Raw genomic sequence first — 22,090 nt, 5'->3', positions numbered from 1 at the left:
TAGGAGCGGGTTTACCCGCGAATGCGTCGGTGAATCAAACATCGCATTCGCGGGTAAACCCGCTCCTACAGAGGGCGGTGAATGGCTTAATACCAGCGCGGCTCGCCAGCCGGGCGCTTCTTGAAGCGCTTCATGCTCCACATGTACTGGCTCGGGTACTCACGCACATAGCGCTCGACCACCTTGCTCATCGCCGCCGCCGACACGTTCACATCGGTGCTGTACATCTCTTCCGGAGCAGCTTCGAGGAACACCTTGAAGCCCGAGCCATCAGGCAACCGCAGCGCATGCAGGAACACGCCTACCGCCTTGCCACCGGCCAGCATGTTCGGCACGAACTTGCTGGTCAGCGCCTGGGTGCCGAGGAACGGCACGAACACGCCCGCCGATTCCGCCGGCTCCGGGTCGGCAGGAATACCCACCTGGCCACCACGACGCACTTCCTTGATCACGCTGAGGATGCCTTCCTTGGTCGACGGTGCCACGCGATTGCCCATCTGCACACGCTGCTCGCGCAGCAGGTCATCCACCGCCTTCAACTTCGGCGGGCGGTAGAAGATGATCGGTTTGCACTGGTTACAGTAGAAGTGGTTCAACACTTCCCAGTTGCCCAGGTGGCTGGTGATGCCGACCACGCCTTTACCCGAGGCCAGGGCCTGCTCCAGCACTTCCAGGCCATGCACTTCCTTGACCAGCTCCAGCGAGCGCTGTGGCGGCCATATCCAGGCACAGGCACTTTCGACAAAGGATTTACCGATATCCCGCAGCGCCTGGCCCACCAGTTGCTCACGGGCAACCGGGTCCATCTCCGGGAAACATTTGGCCAGGTTGATCCGTACCACGTTGCGCGAACTGTTGGGGATTTTCCACATCAGCCAGCCAATACCGGCGCCGACACGCTGCACAGCGCCCCAGGGCAGCTTGGCAAACAGGCGCAGCACCCCGACCATCAGGGCGCCCTTGAACTTTTCCACAGGCGAATTCCTTATTTCAGCAAGGCGCGCATTGTAACCCTCAGCGCGACAAGGCGGCGTAGCGATCGCAGTCGGTGGTGTGGTCCATGACCATGCCGGTGGCCTGCATGAAGGCGTAGCAAATAGTCGGACCGACGAACGTGAAGCCAGCTTTCTGCAGGGCCTTGCTCATTGCCTTGGCTTCATCGGTAACCGCCGGCACGTCGCCGCGAGCCTTGAAGTGGTTGATCTTCGGCGAGCCGCCGACGAACGACCACAGCCATTCGGCAGGGTTATCCACAGCCAGCCAGGCCTGGGCGTTGCGCCGCGCAGCCTTGAGCTTGAGGCGATTGCGGATGATGCCTGCATCCTGCATCAATTCTTCGATACGTTCGTCGCTCATGGCCGCCAGCTTTAAGGGGTCGAAGCCGTACATCACCTGGCGATAACGCTCGCGTTTGCGCAAAACGGTAATCCACGAAAGCCCCGCCTGGAACCCTTCGAGCAAAAGCATCTCGAAGAGCAACGCCGGGTCGCGCTGTGGCATTCCCCATTCCTGGTCGTGGTAGGCCTGGTACAACGGATCGTCGGTACACCAAAAGCAGCGTGGCATAAGGCTCCAATGAGTAGAGGGCGAGGCGAATCAGGTTATACTCCCGCTCTTTACATCCGCATCCCCAGATACAGGTGAATTTCGTGAGCCAGCCTACGCCAGCCGTGCGTACCTTCCAAGACCTGATCCTCGCCCTGCAGAACTACTGGGCAGCTCAAGGTTGTGTGGTACTTCAGCCCTACGATATGGAAGTAGGCGCCGGCACTTTCCACACCGCTACATTCCTGCGCGCCGTGGGTCCAGAAACCTGGAACGCCGCCTATGTGCAGCCTAGCCGTCGTCCTGCCGACGGGCGGTATGGCGAAAACCCCAACCGCCTGCAGCACTACTACCAGTTCCAGGTGGTGCTCAAACCGAACCCGGCCAACTTCCAGGAGCTGTACCTCGGCTCGCTGAAAGCCATCGGCCTGGATCCGCTGGTGCACGACATTCGTTTCGTCGAAGACAACTGGGAATCGCCGACCCTCGGCGCCTGGGGTCTGGGCTGGGAAATCTGGCTCAACGGCATGGAAGTCACCCAGTTCACCTACTTCCAGCAGGTAGGCGGCATCGAGTGCTACCCGGTCACCGGTGAAATCACCTACGGCCTGGAGCGCCTGGCCATGTACATCCAGGGCGTCGATTCGGTTTACGACCTGGTGTGGGCCGACGGCCCGTTCGGCAAGGTCACCTACGGTGACGTGTTCCACCAGAACGAGGTGGAGCAGTCGACCTACAACTTTGAACATGCCAACGTCGACAAGCTGTTCGAACTGTTCGATTTCTACGAAAGCGAAGCCAACCGCCTGATCAAGCTGGAGCTGCCGCTGCCGACCTATGAAATGGTCCTGAAGGCCTCGCACACCTTCAACCTGCTGGACGCCCGCCGCGCCATCTCGGTAACCGAGCGCCAGCGTTACATCCTGCGTGTACGTACCCTGGCCCGGGACGTGGCGCAAAGCTATCTGCAAGCCCGCGCACGCCTGGGCTTCCCGATGGCCACCCCTGAACTGCGTGACGAAGTGTTGGCTAAGCTGGAGGCTGCACAATGAGTGCTCAAGATTTTCTGGTAGAACTGGGCACCGAAGAGCTGCCACCCAAGGCCCTCGCCAACCTCGGCGACGCTTTCCTGGCCGGTATCGAAAAAGGCCTGCAGGCGGCTGGCCTGAACTACACCGCCAAGCAGGTGTACGCCGCGCCGCGTCGTCTGGCCGTACTGATTCGCCAGCTGGACGTGCAGCAGCCTGACCGCAGCATCAACATCGACGGCCCGCCCCTGCAGGCAGCCTTCAACGCCGAAGGCCAGCCGACCCAGGCTGCGCTGGGCTTTGCCAAGAAGTGCGGTGTTGAACTGGCCGAAATCGACCAGAGCGGCCCCAAGCTGCGCTTCTCCCAGCACATCCCGGGCAAGGCCACCACTGACCTGCTGCCGACCATCGTCGAAGATTCGCTGAACGACCTGCCGATCCCCAAGCGCATGCGTTGGGCGACCAGCCGTGAAGAGTTCGTACGCCCGACCCAATGGCTGGTAATGCTGCTGGGCGACCAAGTGGTCGACTGCACCATTCTGTCGCAGAAGGCCGGCCGTGAATCCCGTGGCCACCGCTTCCACCATCCGGAAGCCGTGGTCATCACCACACCGGCAAACTATGTCGAAGACCTGCGTAAAGCGTACGTGCTGGCCGACTTCGCCGAGCGCCGCGAGCTGATCAGCAAACGCACCGCCGAGCTTGCCATGCAGCAGGAAGGCACTGCCATCGTGCCACCGGCGCTGCTGGACGAAGTGACTGCTCTGGTCGAATGGCCAGTGCCGCTGGTGTGCTCGTTCGAAGAGCGTTTCCTTGAAGTGCCGCAGGAAGCCCTGATTACCACCATGCAGGACAACCAGAAGTACTTCTGCCTGCTGGACAGCGAAGGCAGGCTGCTGCCGCGCTTCATTACCGTGGCCAACATCGAAAGCCGCGACCCGAAGCAGATCGTGCAAGGCAACGAAAAGGTCGTGCGCCCGCGCCTGACCGACGCCGAGTTCTTCTTCAAGCAGGACAAGAAGCAGCCACTGGAAACCTTCAACGAGCGCCTCAAGAATGTGGTGTTCCAGGCTCAGCTCGGCACCGTGTACGACAAGGCCGAACGTGTTTCCAGGCTGGCCGCCTTCGTTGCCCCGCTGATCGGCGGCGATGCCCAGCGCGCTGGCCGTGCCGGCCTGCTGTCGAAGTGCGACCTGGCCACCGAGATGGTCGGCGAATTCCCTGAAATGCAGGGTGTTGCCGGTTACTACTACGCGCTCAACGACGGTGAGCCGGAAGACGTGGCCCTGGCCCTGAACGAGCAGTACATGCCGCGCGGTGCAGGCGCCGAGCTGCCGCAGACCCTGACCGGTGCTGCCGTGGCCATCGCCGACAAGCTCGACACCCTGGTGGGCATCTTCGGCATCGGCATGCTGCCTACCGGCAGCAAGGACCCGTACGCCTTGCGCCGTGCTGCTCTGGGCGTGCTGCGGATCCTGATCGAGAAGCAACTGGACCTGGACCTGACCGGTGCGGTCGAGTTCGCGGTCAAGCAGTTCGGCCCCAAGGTCAAGGCCGCCGGCCTGGCCGAGCAAGTACTGGAGTTCATTTTCGACCGCCTGCGCGCGCGTTACGAAGACGAAGGCATCGACGTGGCTACGTACCTGTCGGTACGCGCACTGCAGCCAGGCTCCGCGCTGGACTTCGACCAGCGCGTGCAAGCCGTACAGGCGTTCCGCAAACTGCCGGAAGCCGAGGCCTTGGCCGCGGTGAACAAGCGCGTGTCGAACCTGCTGAGCAAGGCCGAGGGTGCCATCGCCGAGCAGGTCGAACCGAAGTACTTCGACAATGCCAACGAGTTCTCCCTGTACTCGGCCATCCAGCAGGCCGACCAGGCCGTGCAACCGATGGCTGCAGCACGTCAGTACAGCGAATCGCTGGCCCGCCTGGCGGCCCTGCGTGACCCGGTCGATGCCTTCTTCGAGGCTGTCATGGTCAACGCCGAAGACGCCAAGGTACGTGCCAACCGTTATGCCCTGCTCAGCCGCCTGCGCGGCCTGTTCCTGGGCGTGGCTGACATTTCGCTGCTGGGGTAAGCCTTGAAACTGCTGATTCTCGACCGTGACGGGGTGATCAACTACGACTCCGATGCGTACATCAAGACGCTGGAAGAATGGGTGCCGATCCCCGGCTCGGTCGATGCGATCGCGCAGTTGAGCAAGGCGGGCTGGACGGTGGCCGTGGCCACCAACCAGTCCGGCATTGCCCGTGGCTACTACCCGCTGGCAACCCTTGAGGCCATGCATGCGCGCCTGCGCGCGCTAGTGGCCGAGCAGGGCGGCGAAGTGGGCCACATCGTGTATTGCCCGCATGGGCCGGACGAAGGGTGCGATTGCCGCAAGCCCAAGCCCGGCATGCTGCGGGCGATCGCCGAGCATTACCAGATTGGCCTTGAAGGCGTCTGGTTCGTCGGCGACAGCAAAGGTGACCTGGAGGCCGCCCTGGCCGTCGGTGCACAACCCGTGCTGGTGAAGACCGGCAAAGGTGAGCGGACCCTGGAAAAAGGCGTCCCGGAAACTACACTGATTTTCGACGATCTGGCAGCTATCGCCAGAGAACTAATTTAAACAGTGCGCCTTCGGGCGCATTTTTCTCAGGCGGGCATGCCCGCAATGGTACAAGCCACTATGTCGATCCTGCAGGCGATCAGAATCTTTCTTTTTTACCTGCTGCTGGGCACCAGTTCGCTGCTGTGGTGCTCGCTGAGCTTCTTCGTCGCGCCGTTCCTGTCGTTCCCCAAGCGCTACAGGTTCATCAACGTGTACTGGTGCCGCTGCGCGCTGTTTCTGGTGCGCACCATCCTGGGCATCGACTACAAGATCACTGGCGCCGAGAACGTGCCAGCTGAGCCTTGCGTGATTCTGTCCAATCACCAGAGCACCTGGGAAACCTTCTTCCTGTCGCAGTACTTCTCGCCGCTTAGCCAGGTGCTCAAGCGCGAACTGCTGTATGTACCGTTCTTCGGTTGGGCCATGGCCATGCTGCGGCCCATCGCGATCAACCGCGACAACCCCAAGGAAGCGCTGCGCCAGGTGGCGAGCAAGGGTGACGAACTGCTCAAGCAGAAGACGTGGGTGCTGATTTTTCCAGAAGGCACCCGTGTGCCGTTCGGCACCATCGGCAAGTTCTCCCGCGGCGGTACCGCACTGGCCGTGAATGCCGGGCTGCCGGTGCTACCGATTGCCCACAACGCCGGCAAGTTCTGGCCCAAGACCGGTTGGGGCAAGCGTGCCGGTACAATCGAAGTGGTAATTGGCGAACCGATGTACGCCAACGGCACTGGGCCACGGGCTATCGCCGAACTCAACGACCGCGCTGCAGCCTGGAACGAAGCGACCCAGCGGGCCATGGGATCTCTGCCGCCAGCAGAGGAAAAACCTCAGGAGCAGATGGCATGACCTTCTGTGGATAACTTGTGTGCAGTTTTTGGATTAAATGCTTGAATTGATAGCTAAGTATTTGAATTTGCTATTTATTTTTCTGTATGAATTTTTTCTGAAAATCGTGCATAAGTTTTTTTGAGGCATAAAAAAACCGGCTTTTACAGCCGGTTTTTTTATGGCATGTGGACAGCATCAGACTTTGTCGATATCTACATCCTTGGTTTCCTTCAGACAGAAGATCCCTACCACCAGGCTGATCCCGGTCACCAGCACCGGGTACCACAGCCCGTAGAAGATATCCCCGGTATAGACCACCAGCGCGAACGATACGGTAGGCAGGAAACCACCGAACCAGCCATTACCAATGTGGTAGGGCAGTGACATCGAGGTGTAGCGGATGCGGGTCGGGAAGAGCTCGACCATCACCGCCGCCAACGGGCCATAGGTCATGGTCGCGATCAGGATCATCGCCACGATCAGTACCACCACCATTACCTGATTGACCTGCGCAGGGTCGGCTTTGGCCGGGTAACCAGCCTGCTCGATTGCAGCACGCATGGCAGTTTCGTCAAATCCGTTGATGGTCTTGTCACCGATGTTCACCACCACTTCACTGCCGGCCACGCTTACCGAGCTGTACGGCAGGCCCTGCTTGACCAGGAAGGTCTTGACCTTGTCGCACGGGCTGTCAAAACGAGCCTTGCCCACTGGGTCGAACTGGAATGTGCAGCCTTGCGGGTCGGCGGTGACCACGATCGGCGCCTGACGGCTGGCGGCGTCGATCTGTGGGTTGGCGTAGTGGCTCAGCGCCTTGAACAGCGGGAAGTACAGTACCGTAGCCAGCAACAGGCCGAGCATCAGGATCGGCTTGCGGCCGATACGGTCGGACAACCAGCCGAAGAACACGAAGAACGGCGCGCCAATCACAACGCTGATGATGAGCAGGGTATTGGCCTGAGCCGAGTCCATTTTCAGCATCTGGGTCATGAAGAACAGAACGTAGAACTGCGCCGTGTAAAAGGTCACCGCCTGCCCCGCGTTGATACTGAACAGGGCGGTAAGCACCACTTTCAGGTTTGGCCAGGAGGTGAAGGACTCGCGGATGGGCGACTTGCTGACCTTGCCCTGAGCCTTCATTTTCACAAAGGCCGGCGACTCGTGCATGCTCATGCGAATCCAGGTCGAGATCGCCAGCAGCACGATCGACAGCAGAAACGGCAAGCGCCAGCCCCAGGTTTCGAACTGGTCGCCACTGACGTAGCGACTACCCAGCACCACCAAGAGCGACAACAACAGGCCCAGCGTTGCGGTGGACTGGATGAAACCGGTGTGCAAGCCACGCTTGCCGGGGGGCGCATGCTCGGCCACGTAAGTGGCGGCACCGCCATACTCACCGCCCAGCGCCAGCCCCTGAAGCATGCGCAGGACCACCAGGATGATCGGTGCGGCGATGCCGATGCTGGCGTAGGTGGGCAACAACCCAACAGCGAAAGTGGACAGGCCCATCAGCACGATGGTGACCAGAAAGGTGTACTTGCGCCCGATCATGTCACCCAGGCGGCCGAACACCAGCGCGCCAAACGGCCGCACCAGAAAGCCTGCAGCAAAGGCCATAAGGGCGAAGATGAAAGCGGTGGTATCGTTTACGCCAGCGAAGAACTGCTTGCTGATGACCGCTGCCAACGCACCATAGAGAAAAAAGTCATACCACTCGAAAACCGTCCCGAGGGATGACGCGAAAATGATCTTGCGTTCTTCACGGCGGCTGGGGCTGCTGGCCACCGCATCCTGCTCTTGGATGTAATCCGACATCGTTGCTGTCCTCGGCCCGTAGGCCACAGTGATTATTCTTGTTGTTCCACTGTCGGCGACTTCTGACCGCAAGCCGCCGGTACTGCACGCACCCGGGTCAGGGCGTCGGTAACGCGTCTTCGTTCAGGTTGGTCTGGGTAGCAGCTCCTTTGAGGATCAGTTGCGCCGCCTTTTCAGCGATCATCAGGGTGGGGGAACATGTATTGCCGGAAGTAATCTGCGGCATGATCGAAGCATCTGCCACGCGAAGACCGGGGATGCCATGTACACGCAGTTGGTTATCCACAACGTCCATGGCACCGTTGCCCATGCGACAGGTACCGACCGGGTGGAAGATGGTGGTGCCGATCTTGCCAGCGGCCTCGAACAGTTCTTCCTCGCTTTGCAGCGCTGGGCCCGGCAAATATTCCTTGGGCTCGAAAGCGGCGAGGGCAGGGGCCTGGACGATGCGCCGGGTAAGGCGAATGGCTTCGGCGGCAACGCGCAAGTCCTGGGGAGCACTGAGGTAATTGGGGTCGATCAGCGGTGTGCTGTTCATGTCGGTGCTGCAGATATCGATACGCCCGCGGCTGGCTGGGCGCAGGTTGCACACCGAGGCAGTAAAGGCCGGGAACTGATGCAACGGCTCACCGAAGCGTTCCAGTGACAGCGGCTGCACGTGATACTGAAGGTTGGCGGTGGCCTGTTCGGGGCTTGAACGCACGAATACGCCTAACTGGCTCGGCGCCATGGCCAGCGGCCCGCTGCGGTCGTAGAGGTAACGCACGCCCATGCCCATCTTGCCCCACAGGCTGTTGGCCATCTGGTTCAAGGTGCGGGTGTTGCGGATCTGGTAGATCAGGCGAAGTTGCAGGTGGTCCTGCAAGTTGCCACCAACGCCGGGCATATCGTGGCGAACACCAATGCCCAAGCTTTCCAGCAACTGACGCGGACCGATGCCGGAGCGCTGGAGGATGCCCGGTGAACCAACCGCCCCAGCACAGAGGATGATCTCGCGACGCGCCGCAAACTCATGCCAGGCCCCTTGCCAGAGCGCCTTCACCGCCCTTGCGCGGGTGTTGTCGAGCAGTACCTGGTCAACCTGCACGCCAGTCAGCACAGTGAGGTTGGCGCGATCCTTGATCGGCCGCAGGAAGGCTTTGGAAGCGTTCCAACGCACACCACTGCGCTGGTTGACCTGAAAATATCCACAACCTTGGTTGTCGCCGGTGTTGAAATCTTCGACCTTGCCAATTCCGCTCTGCTCGGCGGCATCACGGAAAGCATCAAGAATCGGCCAGCTGTAGCGCTGGCGCTCGACCCGCCATTCGCCCTCCGCGCCATGGTGCTCACTGGCGCCGGCAAAGTGGTTTTCACTGGCCTTGAACAGCGGCAACACATCTTTCCACGCCCAGCCGTCGTTGCCTTGCGCGGCCCAATGGTCATAGTCGGCGGCTTGGCCCCGCATGTAAATCATGCCGTTGATCGAAGAACAGCCACCTAGCACCTTGCCCCTTGGATAACCCAAAGCGCGACCGCCGAGGCCCGGCTGTGCCTCGGTCTTGAAGCACCAGTCGGTGCGTGGGTTGCCGATGCAGTAGAGGTAACCGACGGGGATGTGGATCCAGGGATAATTGTCACGACCACCCGCCTCCAGCAGCAGCACGCGGCAGGAAGGGTCGGCGGACAAACGATTGGCCAGCAGGCATCCGGCGGGACCGGCCCCCACCACCACGTAGTCGAAGACAGAATCGGCTGATGGCATGTGCAACCTCGCGCCTGTTTTTTATTCTTGTCCCGGTCCATCTTAGTGAGTAATTTCGTGGTGGAAACACGAGATTTCGCGCAGCCGCTGTGCGTTTTAGCACAGTGGCAAGCCTGTAACGACCTCTTCGCGGGCTCGCCCGCTCCCACCGGGACCACGTTGCCTGCAGGATGTTCAGCGCACCTGGACTGCCCGCGGAGAGGCCGGAACGAACTGCCAAAAAGGACAAGCATGTTCGACTGGAACGATCTGCGGTTTTTCCTCGAGTTGCAGCGCAGCGGCCGCCTGCTGACCGCCGCCAAGCGCCTCAACACTACCCACAGCACCGTGGCCCGGCACATCGAGAGCATCGAGCAGAGCCTGGGGACCGCGCTGTTCGTGCAGCATGCCCAGGGGTACGAGCTGACCCCATCGGGCCAAGCCCTGCTCAAGCATGCCGAAGCCATGGAAAATGTCGCCCTGCTGGCGCAGGAAGAAATCACCCAGGCCATCACCCCGCTGGGCAAGATTCGCCTGGGGGTAACCGAAGGCATCGGCATCATGTTCTTCACCCCGCGCATGAACGCGTTGTTCGAGCGCTACCCCGGCCTGGAAGTGGAGCTGGTAGCGGTGCCGCGTTTCGTCAGCATCCTCAACCGCGAGGCGGAAATCAGTATCCATCTGGAGCGACCCAACGCCGACCTGCTGATCACCCGCAAACTCACCGACTACCGCTTGGCGCTATACGCCAGCCAGGACTACCTGGACCGCGCGCCGCCACTGCGCCACCGCGAAGACCTGGCTCGGCACAGCTGGATTGGCTACGTCGACGATTTGCTGTTCAGCCAGGAACTGCTGTTTCTCAACAGTTTCTGCCGAGCACCCAACGTGGTGTTTCGCAGCACCAGCGTGATCGCCCAGCAAGCCGCCGCCCGCGCGGGGCTGGGCATCGCCGTGCTGCCCAATTACATGGCCCGCCACGACCCGACACTGGTGCGCGTGCTGCCGGGTGAGACCATCCAGCGCAGCTACTGGATCTGCACCCGCCGCGAGCTGCACAAGTCTGTGCGCCTGCGGGTGGTGTGGGACTACCTGCTGGCGTTGTGCGCGGCCGAACAGAGCGAGTTGCTAGCCCAGTAACGCCTTGCCGGCCAACAACAAGGCAGCGGCCCAACCTGCCAAGGCAAACATCTGCTGCAGGCGCGGCCCGGCCAACCTGGCTGCCAATGGTCGCGACAGCAACAGGCCGAGCACCGCGCCGACGGCAAACGGGGCGCCAACCTGCCAGTGCATGACGCCCGCAAGGCTGGCGCTGACCACACTGCCGGTAGAGACCAGGGCAATCACCGCCAGCGAGGTGGAGACGATGCTGGCCATGCGCAGATTGGTGTAGCGGTTCAGGGCCGGGATGATGATGAACCCCCCACCCACGCCGAGCAGGCCGGACAACAAGCCGGACAAGGCCCCCGTGAATGCCAATGCGCGCGCGCAGGGCAGTGTCCAGCGCAAACGACCCTGCAGCGGGTTCAGCACACACGGCTCGATAAAGCGATGAGCTTCATTGGCTTCGCCACGCAGTTCTTTGGCCGCCTTGCGCCAGATACGCAGGCAGGCATAAACCAGCACCCCGGCGAATACCAGCTGCAACGGTGTATTTGGCAGGCGGTGCGCCAGCATCAGCCCGAACGGCGCTGCTGCCACACCAACCGACGCAATGAACAGCGCAGCCCGATAACGCACCAGCCCTTGGCGCAAGCCCAGCACTGCGCCAACCCCCGCAGCCAAACCAACAGCCAGCAGGCCGACCGGGGCCGCCTCGACTATCGATAACCCCAGGCCGAACACCAGCAAGGGTACAGCGAGAATGCCACCGCCTGCGCCGGTCAGTGCCAGCACCGCGCCGATGATTGCGCCCAGGCCCGCCCCTAACAGTTGATGCTCGATCACTGCCCACCCTCGGCTACCAGTTGCGGACGTGCCAACCACTCGCGCCCCTTGAGCATGCCTTGCCAGTACAACGGTGGCAGCGCCTGTGCCTTGAGCAGCCAGGCCAAGCGTGTTGGCTTGCGGCCATCCAGCAACCAATTGGGGAAGCTCGGTGCCAGCTTGCCGCCATAGGTGAACTCGGCCAGGACGATCTTGCCGCGCTCGACGGTAAGCGGGCACGAGCCATAGCCGTCGTAATGGGCCAGGGTTCCCAGCCTGCCCAATGCCACCAGCACATTGTTGGCGACCACCGGTGCCTGCTTGCGGGCCGCCGCGGCGGTCTTGGCATTGCTGGTGTTAGCCACGTCACCCAGGGCATGAACGTTGGTGTATTTGCGATGGCGCAGGGTATGCGGATCGACGTCGACCCAGCCGGAGCTATCGGCCAAGGGGCTTTCGCGAATGAAGTCTGGCGCCACCTGTGGTGGCACCACGTGCAGCATGTCGAAGGCCTCAATGCGCGTTTCGCTGCTGCCATCGGGCAAGGTACGCAAGAATGTAGCGCGCTTGCCCGGGCCATCTACGGCAAGCAGCCTGTGGGAGAAGTTGAGATCGACGGCGTATTTCTCGATGTATTTCATCAGCGCGGGCACGTAGTCGGCGACACCGAACAACACGGCACCCGCATTGTAGAAGCTGGCTTTCACCGCGCCCAAATGGCCATGGCGTAGCCAGTGGTCGCAAGACAGATACAGCGCCTTCTGGGGTGCACCGGCGCACTTGATCGGCATGGGCGGCTGGCAGAACACCGCGCGTCCTTGCTTGAGCTTTTGCACCAGTTCCCAGGTATAGGGCGCCAGGTCGTAGCGATAGTTGGAGGTGACACCGTTGCGGCCCAGGGTCTCGCTGAGCCCATCGATGGCCACCCAGTCCAGCTTGAGGCCGGGGCAGACGATCAGCTGTTCATAGCTGATGGTGCGACCATCATCGAGGATGACCAGCTGGCCCAACGGGTCGAATCCCTTTACCCGAGCCTTGACCCAGCGCACACCACGAGGAATGGTCGACGCCATGGTGCGGGCCGTGCTTGGTGCCTTGAACACACCTGCACCGACCATGGTCCAGCCGGGTTGGTAATAGTGCACTTCGGCAGGGTCGATCAAGGCGACGTCCAACGACGGGTCGCGGCTGATCAGGCTGGAAGCAGTGGCGATACCGGCGGCACCGGCACCGACGATGACCACTTTGTGGTGGTCGGTATTGGCAGGGGACAACGAGGCAGGCATGGCGGTAAATCCTGGAAATCTGATTATGGAGGGCAGGGCGGTTACAGCTTGTTCAGCGGGATTTTCAGATAGCTCACACCGTTCGCCTCCGGTGGGGGCAGTTGGCCGCTGCGCATGTTCACCTGCACTGAAGGCAATATCAGCACCGGCATTTCGAGCGTCTTGTCGCGGGCTTCGCGCATGGCCACGAAGCTGTCCTCGTCGATACCCTGGTGGATGTGAATGTTGTGGGCGCGCTGCTCGGCGACAGTAGTGACGTACTGCATGTCGCGGCCACCTGGCAGGTAGTCGTGGCACATGAACAACCGCGTCTGATCGGGGAAAGCCAGCAGGCGACGGATTGAGCGGTACAAGGTGCGGGCATCGGCCCCGGGGAAGTCGCAGCGGGCGGTGCCATAGTCGGGCATGAACAAGGTGTCTCCAACAAATACCGCAATCTCGCCGGCATCCTCGATCATGAAACTCATGCACGCGGGCGTGTGCCCAGGTGTGTGCAGCGCCCGGGCCTGCAGGTTGCCAATCCGGAAACCTTCCTCGTCTTCGAGCAGCACATCGAACTGGCTGCCATCACGGGCGAATCCGGGCTCTGCATTGAACAAGGCGCCAAACACTTTCTGCACCTGGGTGATATGCGCGCCGATAGCGGTATGACCGCCCAGCTTTTCCTTCAGGTAGGCAGCGGCTGAAAGGTGGTCGGCGTGTACATGGGTTTCCAGCACCCACCGCACACTGGCATTCAGCTCGTTCACACGCTCGATCAGGCGATCAGCCGAAGCGCTGCAGGTGCGCCCGGACTTGGGGTCGTAATCCAGCACGCTGTCGATCAATGCGCATTGTCGGGTTTCACGGTCCATGACCAGGTAGCTGATGGTCGAGGTCGCCTCGTCGTAGAAGGCGTCCACGTGAAGGTTGTTGCCGATGATCATCACGTTCTCCAATTTATCCGCCCCGCCTTGTACAGGCGTAGGCAGTGACAGGAGCTTTATCAAGATGCATGCCAGGCTTTTTGCCACTCACTGGCCAATAAAACCGGCCAGTTGCAGACTGCTGCCGGCAAAACTGGCAGCCCAGGTGGCAGTCGACTGACAGCCAATGGCAGTGTTTGGCAGTCCTTGTTACCCTGCGTCGGTCATCCATACGGTGCCGTCATGCCTGAAGCCCATCCCCTCATCCTAGCTCTGGTTTCCTACCTCGAGCACGATGCCCTCCCGACCATCGTGTTGGACACCGACTACAACATCCTCGCGGCCAATGCGGCCTATCGCCGTCAGTTTGGGCGGCATGATCAGGCCCCACTGGGCGAGAAGTGCCACAGGGTTTCGCATCACTACGCTGTGCCGTGCGACCAGGCTGGCGAACATTGCCCGATGCGCAAGGCGTGGGACAGCAAGGTACCGGAGCGGGTATTGCACATTCATCACACACCACGCGGCCCGGAGCATGTGGATGTCGAGTTGCGGCCGATCCTGGATGAACAGGGCAAGGTAGTGGCCTTTGTCGAACGCCTCACCACCATCACCCTCGCCTCGGCGCAGCCACAGGAGCAAGGGTTGGTCGGCCGCGCGCCAACCTTCAAGGCCGCGCTGGCCAGCCTGCAGCGTGCGGCACCGGCGCAGATCCCGGTGTTGTTGCAGGGGGAGTCGGGGACCGGCAAAGAGCTGTTCGCCCGCGCAGTGCATATGGGCAGCCCCAGGGCCAACGGCCCACTGGTGGTGGTCGACTGCACCGGCCTGACCGAGTCGTTGTTCGAGAGTGAACTGTTCGGCTATGAGAAGGGTGCGTTCACCGGGGCGAATCAGCGCAAGATCGGCTTGGCCGAGGCAGCCCATGGCGGCACCCTGTTCCTCGACGAAATCGGTGAAGTGCCGCTGGCGATGCAGGTGAAGCTGCTGCGCCTGATAGAGTCCGGCAGTTTCCGTCCTGTGGGTAGCCTGCGCACTGTCCATTCAGATTTCCGCCTGATATCGGCCACCCATAAACCACTTAAACAAATGGTCGCGGATGGCTCCTTCCGGGAAGACCTGTATTACCGCATCAGCGGCTTCCCGATTCGTCTGCCTGCATTGCGCGAACGGGTGGAAGATCTGCCGCTGCTCGCACAGAGCCTGCTGCAGCGCATGGCCGGCCAGCCGACGCCCAGGCTGAGTGAAGACGCCTTGCAGCAACTTGCGTTGCATCCGTTTCCGGGCAATATCCGCGAGCTGCGCAACATTCTGGAACGCGCGCGTTTGTTTGCCGATGACGGTGTGATCAGACCGGAGCATTTGCCGGAAGACACCGGACTGGCTGGCGCAGCTAAAGGAAGCGGCCGTCACAATGACCTGGGTGAATTGGCGCAGGCGCTGGAGCAGTTCAAGGGGTCGCGTAGCGAACTGGCCAGTCACCTTGGCATGAGTGAACGCACGCTTTATCGCCGCTTGAAAGCGCTCGGGCTGCACTGAAAGAACGGCAGACTTTACCGGACCTTTACCTGCGCCCTGACATTACAAGGGAAAAATCGTGGTCTGATCAGTTAACCGAACCTGGCAATCAATACGTGCCAGGCGATAACAGGCAGAGGACCACATCAAATGAAGAAACCCCTAACCGTGATCTGCGCCGCGCTCATACTCAGCGTACCGCTGGTCGGCTTCGCGCAGCCTGGTCCACCTGATCGACATGATGGCAGCCGATCGCACCAAGGCAACCCGCCACATGCCCAGTCATACCAACAGGGCCGCCATGACAACGGCCACGGTCCTGCTTACCGAGATCCCAACTTCCGCCCACAACACGGCATGCCGATACCTCATAAGCAGTGGCACCGTGGTCATGCCGTTGATCCACATTACCGTGGTGACCGTTACTGGGTAACCGACTGGAAAGCGCGCCACCTGTATGCGCCACCTCGTGATCATCGCTGGCTGTATGTGAATGGCGACTATGTGCTGGTGGCTATTGCCAGCGGTGTGATCGTGAACATTCTCACCGGCTACTGATTCTTTGCAGGCACTAAAAAGCCCGCATCAGCGGGCTTCTTAGTGTCTGGCGAATTACACCGGATCAGAAGTCCAGGTTCGACACCGACAGCGCGTTACTTTCGATGAAGTCACGACGCGGCTCGACCGCATCACCCATCAGGGTGTTGAAGATCTGGTCTGCTGCGATGGCATCCTCGATAGTGACCTTGAGCATACGGCGAACGGTCGGGTCCATGGTGGTTTCCCACAGCTGGTCCGGGTTCATCTCACCCAGCCCTTTGTATCGCTGAATCGTATGGCGCTTGGTGGTCTCATTCATCAGCCAATCCAGGCCCTCTTTGAACTCGACGATCGCCTTGCGCCGTTCACCGCGCTGCACATACGCACCTTCACCCAACAGGCTCGACAGCTTGGCACCAATGTTGACTACGGTACGGTAGTCATTGCTGCCGAAGAAATCACGGTTGAACGTGATGTAGCTGGCCAGGCCATGAGAGGTGATTTCTACTTCTGGCAGCCATACGTTGCGCTCTTTGTCTTCACGCAGGCTGGCGTTGTAAGCCAAGCCAGACTTCTGATTGGAGTTCAGACGCGCCTGGAACTGGGCCAGCCAGGCTTGCATCACAGCGTGGTCACCCAACTGCTCCAGAGTCACCTCAGGCAGGTAGACGAAGTGCTCAGTCAGCTCTTCCGGGTACAAGCGCGACAGGCGCTTGAGGGTCTTCATGACACTACGGAACTCATTCACCAGCGCTTCCAACTGCACACCGGAAACTGCTGGCGCCGATTCGTCCAGGTGCAGGCTGGCATCCTCCAGAGCCGACTGGGTCATGTACTCTTCCATGGCCTCATCGTCCTTGATGTACTGCTCCTGCTTGCCTCTTTTCACCTTGTACAGCGGTGGCTGGGCAATATAGATGTAACCACGCTCGACCAGCTCCGGCAGCTGACGGAAGAAGAAGGTCAGCAGCAGTGTACGGATGTGCGAACCGTCAACGTCAGCATCGGTCATGATGATGATGTTGTGATAACGCAGTTTATCGATGTTGTACTCTTCGCGGCCGATACCACAGCCCAGCGCGGTGATCAGCGTGCCCACTTCCTGGGAAGAAATCATCTTGTCGAAGCGCGCTTTCTCGACGTTGAGGATTTTACCCTTCAGCGGCAAGATCGCCTGGGTACGACGGTTGCGGCCTTGCTTGGCCGAGCCACCCGCAGAGTCACCCTCCACCAGGTACAGTTCGGAGAGAGCAGGATCCTTCTCTTGGCAGTCCGCCAGTTTGCCCGGCAGGCCAGCGATATCCAGCGCACCTTTACGGCGGGTCATCTCACGGGCTTTACGGGCGGCTTCACGGGCGCGAGCAGCGTCGATCATCTTGCCAACGACGGCCTTGGCCTCGTTCGGGTTTTCCAACAGGAAATCGGCGAAGAACTTGTTCATCTCCTGTTCCACGGCAGTTTTCACCTCCGAGGAGACCAGCTTGTCTTTGGTCTGCGAGCTGAACTTCGGGTCCGGTACCTTAACCGAGATGATCGCAGTAAGGCCTTCACGGGCGTCGTCGCCAGTGGTTGCCACCTTGTTCTTCTTGGCCAGGCCTTCCTGCTCGATGTAGTTGTTAAGGCTACGGGTCAGCGAGGAACGGAAACCCACCAGGTGGGTACCGCCATCACGTTGCGGAATGTTGTTGGTGAAGCACAGCAGGTTTTCGTTGAAGCTGTCGTTCCATTGCAGGGCGACTTCAACACCCACGCCATCGTCGCGCTGAACGTTGAAGTGGAACACCTGGGAGTTGACCGGCGTCTTGTTGGTGTTCAAGTACTCGACGAACGCACGCAGGCCGCCTTCGTACTTGAAGAACTCTTCCTTACCGCTGCGCTCATCCTTCAGCAGAATGCCAACGCCCGAGTTGAGGAACGACAGTTCGCGGATGCGCTTGGCCAGGATGTCCCAGCTGAAGTGAATGTTCTTGAAGGTTTCAGCCGATGGCTTGAAGTGGATGTGGGTACCCGTGGTTTCACTGTCACCGACAACCGCCATAGGCGCTTGTGGAACACCGTGAACGTAAGTCTGTTCCCAGATCTTGCCACTACGGCGAACGGTCAGAACCAGCTTCTCGGACAGGGCGTTCACAACCGACACACCTACACCGTGCAGACCGCCGGATACTTTGTAGGAGTTGTCGTCGAACTTACCGCCGGCGTGCAGCACAGTCATGATGACCTCGGCTGCGGAAACGCCTTCTTCCTTATGCACATCGACCGGAATGCCGCGACCGTTGTCGCGCACACTGATAGATTCGTCCGGGTGGATGATGACAGTGATGTCATCGCAGTGACCGGCGAGGGCTTCGTCGATCGAGTTGTCGACCACCTCGAAGACCATGTGGTGCAGGCCACTACCATCATCGGTGTCGCCAATGTACATGCCGGGACGCTTGCGTACGGCATCCAAACCTTTCAGCACCTTGATGCTGGAGGAGTCGTACGTTTGATTTTCGCTCATGCCTTCACTCCCGATGGTCGTGGGTCTGGGTGATACGGCCTTGTTCCACGTGGAACAAAGCAACTGGCGTTTCCGTCTGCCAGCCTTCCCTCAGTAATTCGTGATCTACACAGGTGATGAACACCTGGCAGCGTAATTCTTCAAGCAAGCGGCACAGTGCGCGGCGATGCTGGTCATCCAGTTCGGACGGCAAGTCATCCACGAGATAAATACAGTGACCGCGGCGAGCCTGACTAACGAGGTGGCCTTGGGCAATGCGCAATGCGCATACCACCAACTTTTGCTGACCACGCGACAGGATGTCGGCCGCGTTGTTGCCAGCCAACCGCAAACGCAGATCAGCACGCTGCGGACCGGCTTGGGTATGGCCCATCTGCTGATCGCGAAGGAGAGAGGAGGCGAGTACTTCTTGCAGTTCCCGGTCCTTGTCCCAGCCTCGGTAGTAGCTCAGGGTCAACCCGTCCAGCTCGACCAGTTCGCTCAGGGTTCGCTCGAAGACGGGCTTCAAGGCCTTGATGTAGTTGCGACGGTATTCATCTATTTCCGCGCTAGCCAGGCACAGTTCCCGGTCCCAGGCGGCTTGCGAAGCTGGGTCAAGTGTACCATGACGCAACCATGAGTTCCGCTGCCGTAGCGCCTTCTGAAGGCGTTGCCAGGCTGGCAGAAAACGAGGTTCCACGTGGAACACACCCCAGTCCAGAAACTGGCGGCGTATTTTGGGGGCACCTTCAAGCAGCCGGAAACTGTCTGGGTTGATCAGCTGAAGCGGCAGTAACTCAGCCAATTGCGCAGCACTGCGCGCATTCTGCCCATCGATGCGGATAGTAAACTCCCCTTGGCGCTCACGGGACACCCCCAGGTTGCTCGTACCACCCTCCGTCAGCTGAACCTCGCCGAACACAGTACAGGCAGCCTGTTCGTACTGAATAACCGGATTAAGGCGGGTGCTGCGAAAAGAACGGGCCAGCCCGAGCAAATGCACGGCTTCTAGCACGCTGGTCTTGCCGCTGCCGTTGGCGCCGTAAAGGATGTTGATGCGGGGGGAGGGTAAGAGTGTCACCGGGTGCAAGTTGCGCACCGCGGTGACCATGATACGTCGAAGGGACATTTCGCCTGCTACAGGTTACAGGCGCATCGGCATGACAACGTAGGAAGAATCGTCATTGCCAGCTTCCTGCAGCAGCGCACTGCTGTTGGAATCGGACAAGATCAGACGAACTTGCTCAGTAGTCATCACGCCCAGCACGTCCAGCAAGTAGCTGACGTTGAAACCAATCTCCAGCGAGCTACCTTCGTAGTCCACGCTGATTTCTTCTTCAGCTTCTTCCTGCTCGGGGTTGTTAGCCTGGATCTTCAGTTGGCCAGCTGCCAGTTGCAGGCGAATACCGCGGTACTTTTCGTTGGAAAGAATCGCGGTACGGCTGAAGGCCTCACGCAGCGCCTGGCGGTCTCCGACAACCAGCTTGTCACCGCCTTTGGGCAGTACGCGCTCGTAGTCCGGGAACTTGCCGTCCACCAGCTTGGAGGTAAAGGTGAACTCGCCAGTAGTGGCGCGGATGTGATGCTGGCCCAGCACGATGCTGACCATACCTTCAGGGTCGGTCAGCAGGCGCGCCAATTCCAGGATACCTTTACGCGGCACGATGACCTGGTGTCGATCCTCTTGCTCGATCGGCGCGCTCATCGAGCAAAGCGCCAAGCGGTGACCGTCGGTGGATACGGCGCGCAACGTGTTGCGGGAAACCTCAAGCAGCATACCGTTGAGGTAATAGCGCACATCCTGCTGGGCCATGGCGAAGCTGGTTCGCTCGATCAGGCGGCGCAGCTTGCTCTGCTCCAGGTTGCAGGTCAGCGAACCCGGGCCTTCTTCCACAGTCGGGAAGTCGTTGGCAGGCAGGGTCGACAGGGTGAAGCGGCTGCGGCCGGCCTTTACCAACAATTTCTGCTCATCGACCTTGATATCGATCAGGGCGTCGTTAGGCAAGCTTTTACAGATGTCCATCAGCTTGCGCGCCGGAACAGTGATTTCGCCAGGCTCGGCCGGCTCATCCAGTTGCACGCGGCCTACCAGTTCGACTTCCAGGTCGGTACCGGTCAACGAAAGTTGCTGGCCTTGTACGACCAGCAATACGTTGGACAGGACCGGCAAGGTCTGACGGCGCTCGACGACACCGGCGACCAGTTGCAGGGGTTTCAACAGGGCTTCGCGTTGAATGGTGAAATGCATGGTCTAGTCCCTTGCCTTCAATTAGCTGCGCAGACGGCCATCAGGTCGTCAGCGTCCGCAGCAGGTTCTTGTAGTCCTCGCGGATGTCCGCGTCGGATTCCTTCAGTTCATTGATTTTGCGGCAGGCATGCAGCACGGTCGTATGGTCGCGACCACCGAACATGTCGCCGATTTCCGGCAGACTGTGGTTGGTCAACTCCTTGGACAGGGCCATGGCTACCTGACGCGGGCGCGCGACAGAACGCGAACGACGCTTGGACAGCAGATCGGAGATCTTGATCTTGTAGTACTCAGCAACAGTACGCTGAATGTTATCCACACTGACCAGTTTGTCTTGCAGCGCCAACAGGTCCTTGAGCGATTCACGAATCAGCTCGATGGTGATGTCACGCCCCATGAAATGCGAGTGAGCGATAACCCGCTTCAGTGCACCTTCCAGCTCACGGACGTTGGATCGAATGCGCTGAGCGATGAAAAAGGCTGCGTCATGCGGGAGCTCGACTTTGGCCTGGTCGGCCTTCTTCATCAGAATTGCTACGCGGGTCTCCAGTTCTGGCGGCTCGACAGCCACCGTCAGCCCCCAACCAAAGCGCGACTTCAGACGCTCTTCCAGGCCTTCGATTTCCTTGGGATAGCGGTCAGAAGTAAGGATTACCTGCTGGCCACCCTCAAGCAAGGCGTTGAAGGTGTGGAAAAACTCTTCCTGCGAGCGCTCTTTGCGAGCGAAGAACTGGATATCGTCGATCAGCAACGCGTCCACCGAGCGGTAGAAGCGCTTGAATTCGTTGATGGCGTTGAGCTGCAACGCTTTGACCATGTCCGCGACGAAACGCTCCGAATGCAGGTACACCACCTTGGCGTTCGGATTCTTCTTCAGCAGATGGTTACCCACAGCATGCATAAGGTGGGTTTTACCCAAACCCACACCGCCGTAAAGGAACAGCGGGTTGTAGCCATGCTTGGGGTTGTCCGCAACCTGCCAGGCAGCCGCGCGGGCGAGCTGGTTCGACTTGCCTTCGACGAAAGTGTCAAAGGTAAAGGTTCGGTTCAGGTAGCTGGTGTGCTTGAGCGCACCTTCAACCTGCACGGTGCGCTGTTCAGCCCGGCCACCACTGGGCGGCGCCGAAGCGGGCTCTGCCATGGCATCAAAGCTGTCACGCGAAGACGTCTCGACCAGCACAGGCTCGGCCGCAGCCACGGCAACAGGCTCAACCGCTGCAGCCGGGGCCGCCTTGTGTGCCTGGGTCTGCGCCAGCGAAGCCGCAACGGCAGCGCTGACTGGCGCGTTCGGCGCAGCCCTCGGGGCCGAGCTGCGTCGGCTACCTATTAATAAGGAAAGGGCAGGTGCAATGCCGCTACCGTTCTCACCCAACAGCTCGAGCAAGCGACCCAGGTACTTTTCATTGACCCAATCGAGGACGAAACGGTTAGGCGCATAGACGCGCAACTCGTCGCCTTCGGCTTCGACCTGTAGCGGACGGATCCAGGTGTTGAATTGCTGGGCAGGCAGTTCATCGCGCAGAAGCTCCACGCACTGCTGCCAAAGTTCCACTGACACGGATATCCCCTGAGTTTGAAAGCCGGATGAGGCAAAAACAAACCGCCATTGTACCGGTCGAGCGTTCACTTATCCACATGTGGACACGTTAGGAACCATG

18 protein-coding genes are annotated in these 22,090 nt (G+C 60.2%); 7 read left to right on the top strand and 11 right to left on the bottom strand.

The genetic code is table 11. From position 1 onward, the window contains the following. Positions 1 to 86 precede the first annotated feature (86 nt). Positions 87 to 974, bottom strand: coding sequence for a lysophospholipid acyltransferase (locus tag QCL51_RS00090; RefSeq protein WP_003253121.1), 888 nt, complete (start codon positions 972 to 974; stop codon positions 87 to 89). Positions 975 to 1,014: 40 nt separating this feature from the next. After that, positions 1,015 to 1,566: a DNA-3-methyladenine glycosylase I gene (locus QCL51_RS00085; RefSeq protein WP_021784553.1), complete on the bottom strand. Its 552-nt coding sequence runs from the start codon at positions 1,564 to 1,566 to the stop codon at positions 1,015 to 1,017. A gap of 83 nt (positions 1,567 to 1,649) precedes the next feature. Here QCL51_RS00085 and glyQ point away from each other — a divergent pair, with 83 nt between their 5' ends. From glyQ to QCL51_RS00065, 4 genes are read left to right on the top strand one after another with little or no spacing between them, the layout of a single operon-like run. Further along, on the top strand, positions 1,650 to 2,597 hold the full coding sequence (gene glyQ / locus QCL51_RS00080) for a glycine--tRNA ligase subunit alpha (RefSeq protein ID WP_003253126.1): 948 nt from the start codon (positions 1,650 to 1,652) through the stop codon (positions 2,595 to 2,597). Next, positions 2,594 to 4,648 (top strand): glycine--tRNA ligase subunit beta, encoded by a 2,055-nt coding sequence (glyS, locus tag QCL51_RS00075; protein ID WP_338444474.1) that lies wholly within the window; start codon positions 2,594 to 2,596, stop codon positions 4,646 to 4,648. The genes glyQ and glyS overlap by 4 nt, the downstream gene beginning before the upstream one ends. 3 nt (positions 4,649 to 4,651) lie before the next feature. Continuing rightward, complete coding sequence (gmhB, locus tag QCL51_RS00070) at positions 4,652 to 5,179, top strand: D-glycero-beta-D-manno-heptose 1,7-bisphosphate 7-phosphatase (protein ID WP_003253129.1); 528 nt, start codon at positions 4,652 to 4,654, stop codon at positions 5,177 to 5,179. Positions 5,180 to 5,224: 45 nt separating this feature from the next. Further along, on the top strand, positions 5,225 to 6,010 hold the full coding sequence (locus QCL51_RS00065; protein ID WP_103469532.1) for a lysophospholipid acyltransferase family protein: 786 nt from the start codon (positions 5,225 to 5,227) through the stop codon (positions 6,008 to 6,010). 177 nt (positions 6,011 to 6,187) lie between these two features. Here QCL51_RS00065 and QCL51_RS00060 read toward each other — a convergent pair whose 3' ends face one another. Next, complete coding sequence (locus QCL51_RS00060; RefSeq protein ID WP_021784550.1) at positions 6,188 to 7,807, bottom strand: MFS transporter; 1,620 nt, start codon at positions 7,805 to 7,807, stop codon at positions 6,188 to 6,190. Between the two features lie 97 nt (positions 7,808 to 7,904). Continuing rightward, positions 7,905 to 9,551, bottom strand: a complete 1,647-nt coding sequence (locus tag QCL51_RS00055) for a GMC family oxidoreductase N-terminal domain-containing protein (RefSeq protein ID WP_103443619.1) — start codon at positions 9,549 to 9,551, stop codon at positions 7,905 to 7,907. Positions 9,552 to 9,782: 231 nt separating this feature from the next. On the opposite strand from QCL51_RS00055, the gene QCL51_RS00050 reads away from it, so the two are divergent. Next, positions 9,783 to 10,670 (top strand): LysR family transcriptional regulator, encoded by an 888-nt coding sequence (locus QCL51_RS00050; RefSeq protein ID WP_021784548.1) that lies wholly within the window; start codon positions 9,783 to 9,785, stop codon positions 10,668 to 10,670. Here QCL51_RS00050 and QCL51_RS00045 read toward each other — a convergent pair. The 3 genes from QCL51_RS00045 to QCL51_RS00035 are packed head-to-tail and all read right to left on the bottom strand — an operon-like array spanning position 10,659 to position 13,668. Continuing rightward, the gene (locus tag QCL51_RS00045; protein WP_325949686.1) at positions 10,659 to 11,477 is read right to left on the bottom strand and encodes a sulfite exporter TauE/SafE family protein; all 819 of its coding nucleotides are present in this window, start codon (positions 11,475 to 11,477) and stop codon (positions 10,659 to 10,661) included. The two genes, QCL51_RS00050 and QCL51_RS00045, sit on opposite strands and share 12 nt — an antisense overlap. Further along, entirely contained in the window at positions 11,474 to 12,742 is a 1,269-nt protein-coding gene (locus tag QCL51_RS00040) for an FAD/NAD(P)-binding oxidoreductase (RefSeq protein WP_021784546.1), read from the bottom strand. The genes QCL51_RS00045 and QCL51_RS00040 overlap by 4 nt, the downstream gene beginning before the upstream one ends. 41 nt (positions 12,743 to 12,783) lie before the next feature. Further along, positions 12,784 to 13,668 (bottom strand): MBL fold metallo-hydrolase, encoded by an 885-nt coding sequence (locus QCL51_RS00035; RefSeq protein ID WP_010951461.1) that lies wholly within the window; start codon positions 13,666 to 13,668, stop codon positions 12,784 to 12,786. Between the two features lie 222 nt (positions 13,669 to 13,890). On the opposite strand from QCL51_RS00035, the gene QCL51_RS00030 reads away from it, so the two are divergent. Then, positions 13,891 to 15,183 (top strand): sigma 54-interacting transcriptional regulator, encoded by a 1,293-nt coding sequence (locus tag QCL51_RS00030; protein ID WP_338444470.1) that lies wholly within the window; start codon positions 13,891 to 13,893, stop codon positions 15,181 to 15,183. Positions 15,184 to 15,312: 129 nt separating this feature from the next. Then, positions 15,313 to 15,720, top strand: coding sequence for an RcnB family protein (locus QCL51_RS00025; protein WP_338444469.1), 408 nt, complete (start codon positions 15,313 to 15,315; stop codon positions 15,718 to 15,720). A 64-nt stretch (positions 15,721 to 15,784) separates the two neighbouring features. Here QCL51_RS00025 and gyrB read toward each other — a convergent pair whose 3' ends face one another. From gyrB to dnaA, 4 genes are read right to left on the bottom strand one after another with little or no spacing between them, the layout of a single operon-like run. Beyond that, entirely contained in the window at positions 15,785 to 18,205 is a 2,421-nt protein-coding gene (gene gyrB, locus QCL51_RS00020; protein ID WP_103469538.1) for a DNA topoisomerase (ATP-hydrolyzing) subunit B, read from the bottom strand. 4 nt (positions 18,206 to 18,209) lie between these two features. Further along, a complete protein-coding gene (recF, locus tag QCL51_RS00015) occupies positions 18,210 to 19,313 on the bottom strand; it encodes a DNA replication/repair protein RecF (RefSeq protein WP_003253154.1) in 1,104 nt (367 codons plus the stop codon). Positions 19,314 to 19,328: 15 nt separating this feature from the next. Beyond that, positions 19,329 to 20,432, bottom strand: a complete 1,104-nt coding sequence (gene dnaN, locus QCL51_RS00010; RefSeq protein ID WP_021785316.1) for a DNA polymerase III subunit beta — start codon at positions 20,430 to 20,432, stop codon at positions 19,329 to 19,331. Between the two features lie 40 nt (positions 20,433 to 20,472). Next, a complete protein-coding gene (gene dnaA / locus QCL51_RS00005; protein WP_021785315.1) occupies positions 20,473 to 21,990 on the bottom strand; it encodes a chromosomal replication initiator protein DnaA in 1,518 nt (505 codons plus the stop codon). Between the last annotated feature and the right edge of the window lie 100 nt (positions 21,991 to 22,090).

Source organism: Pseudomonas sp. LTR0 (assembly GCF_036630035.1).
Classification (GTDB): domain Bacteria; phylum Pseudomonadota; class Gammaproteobacteria; order Pseudomonadales; family Pseudomonadaceae; genus Aquipseudomonas; species Aquipseudomonas putida_Y.
This window is presented reverse-complemented; position numbering and strand designations above follow the sequence as displayed.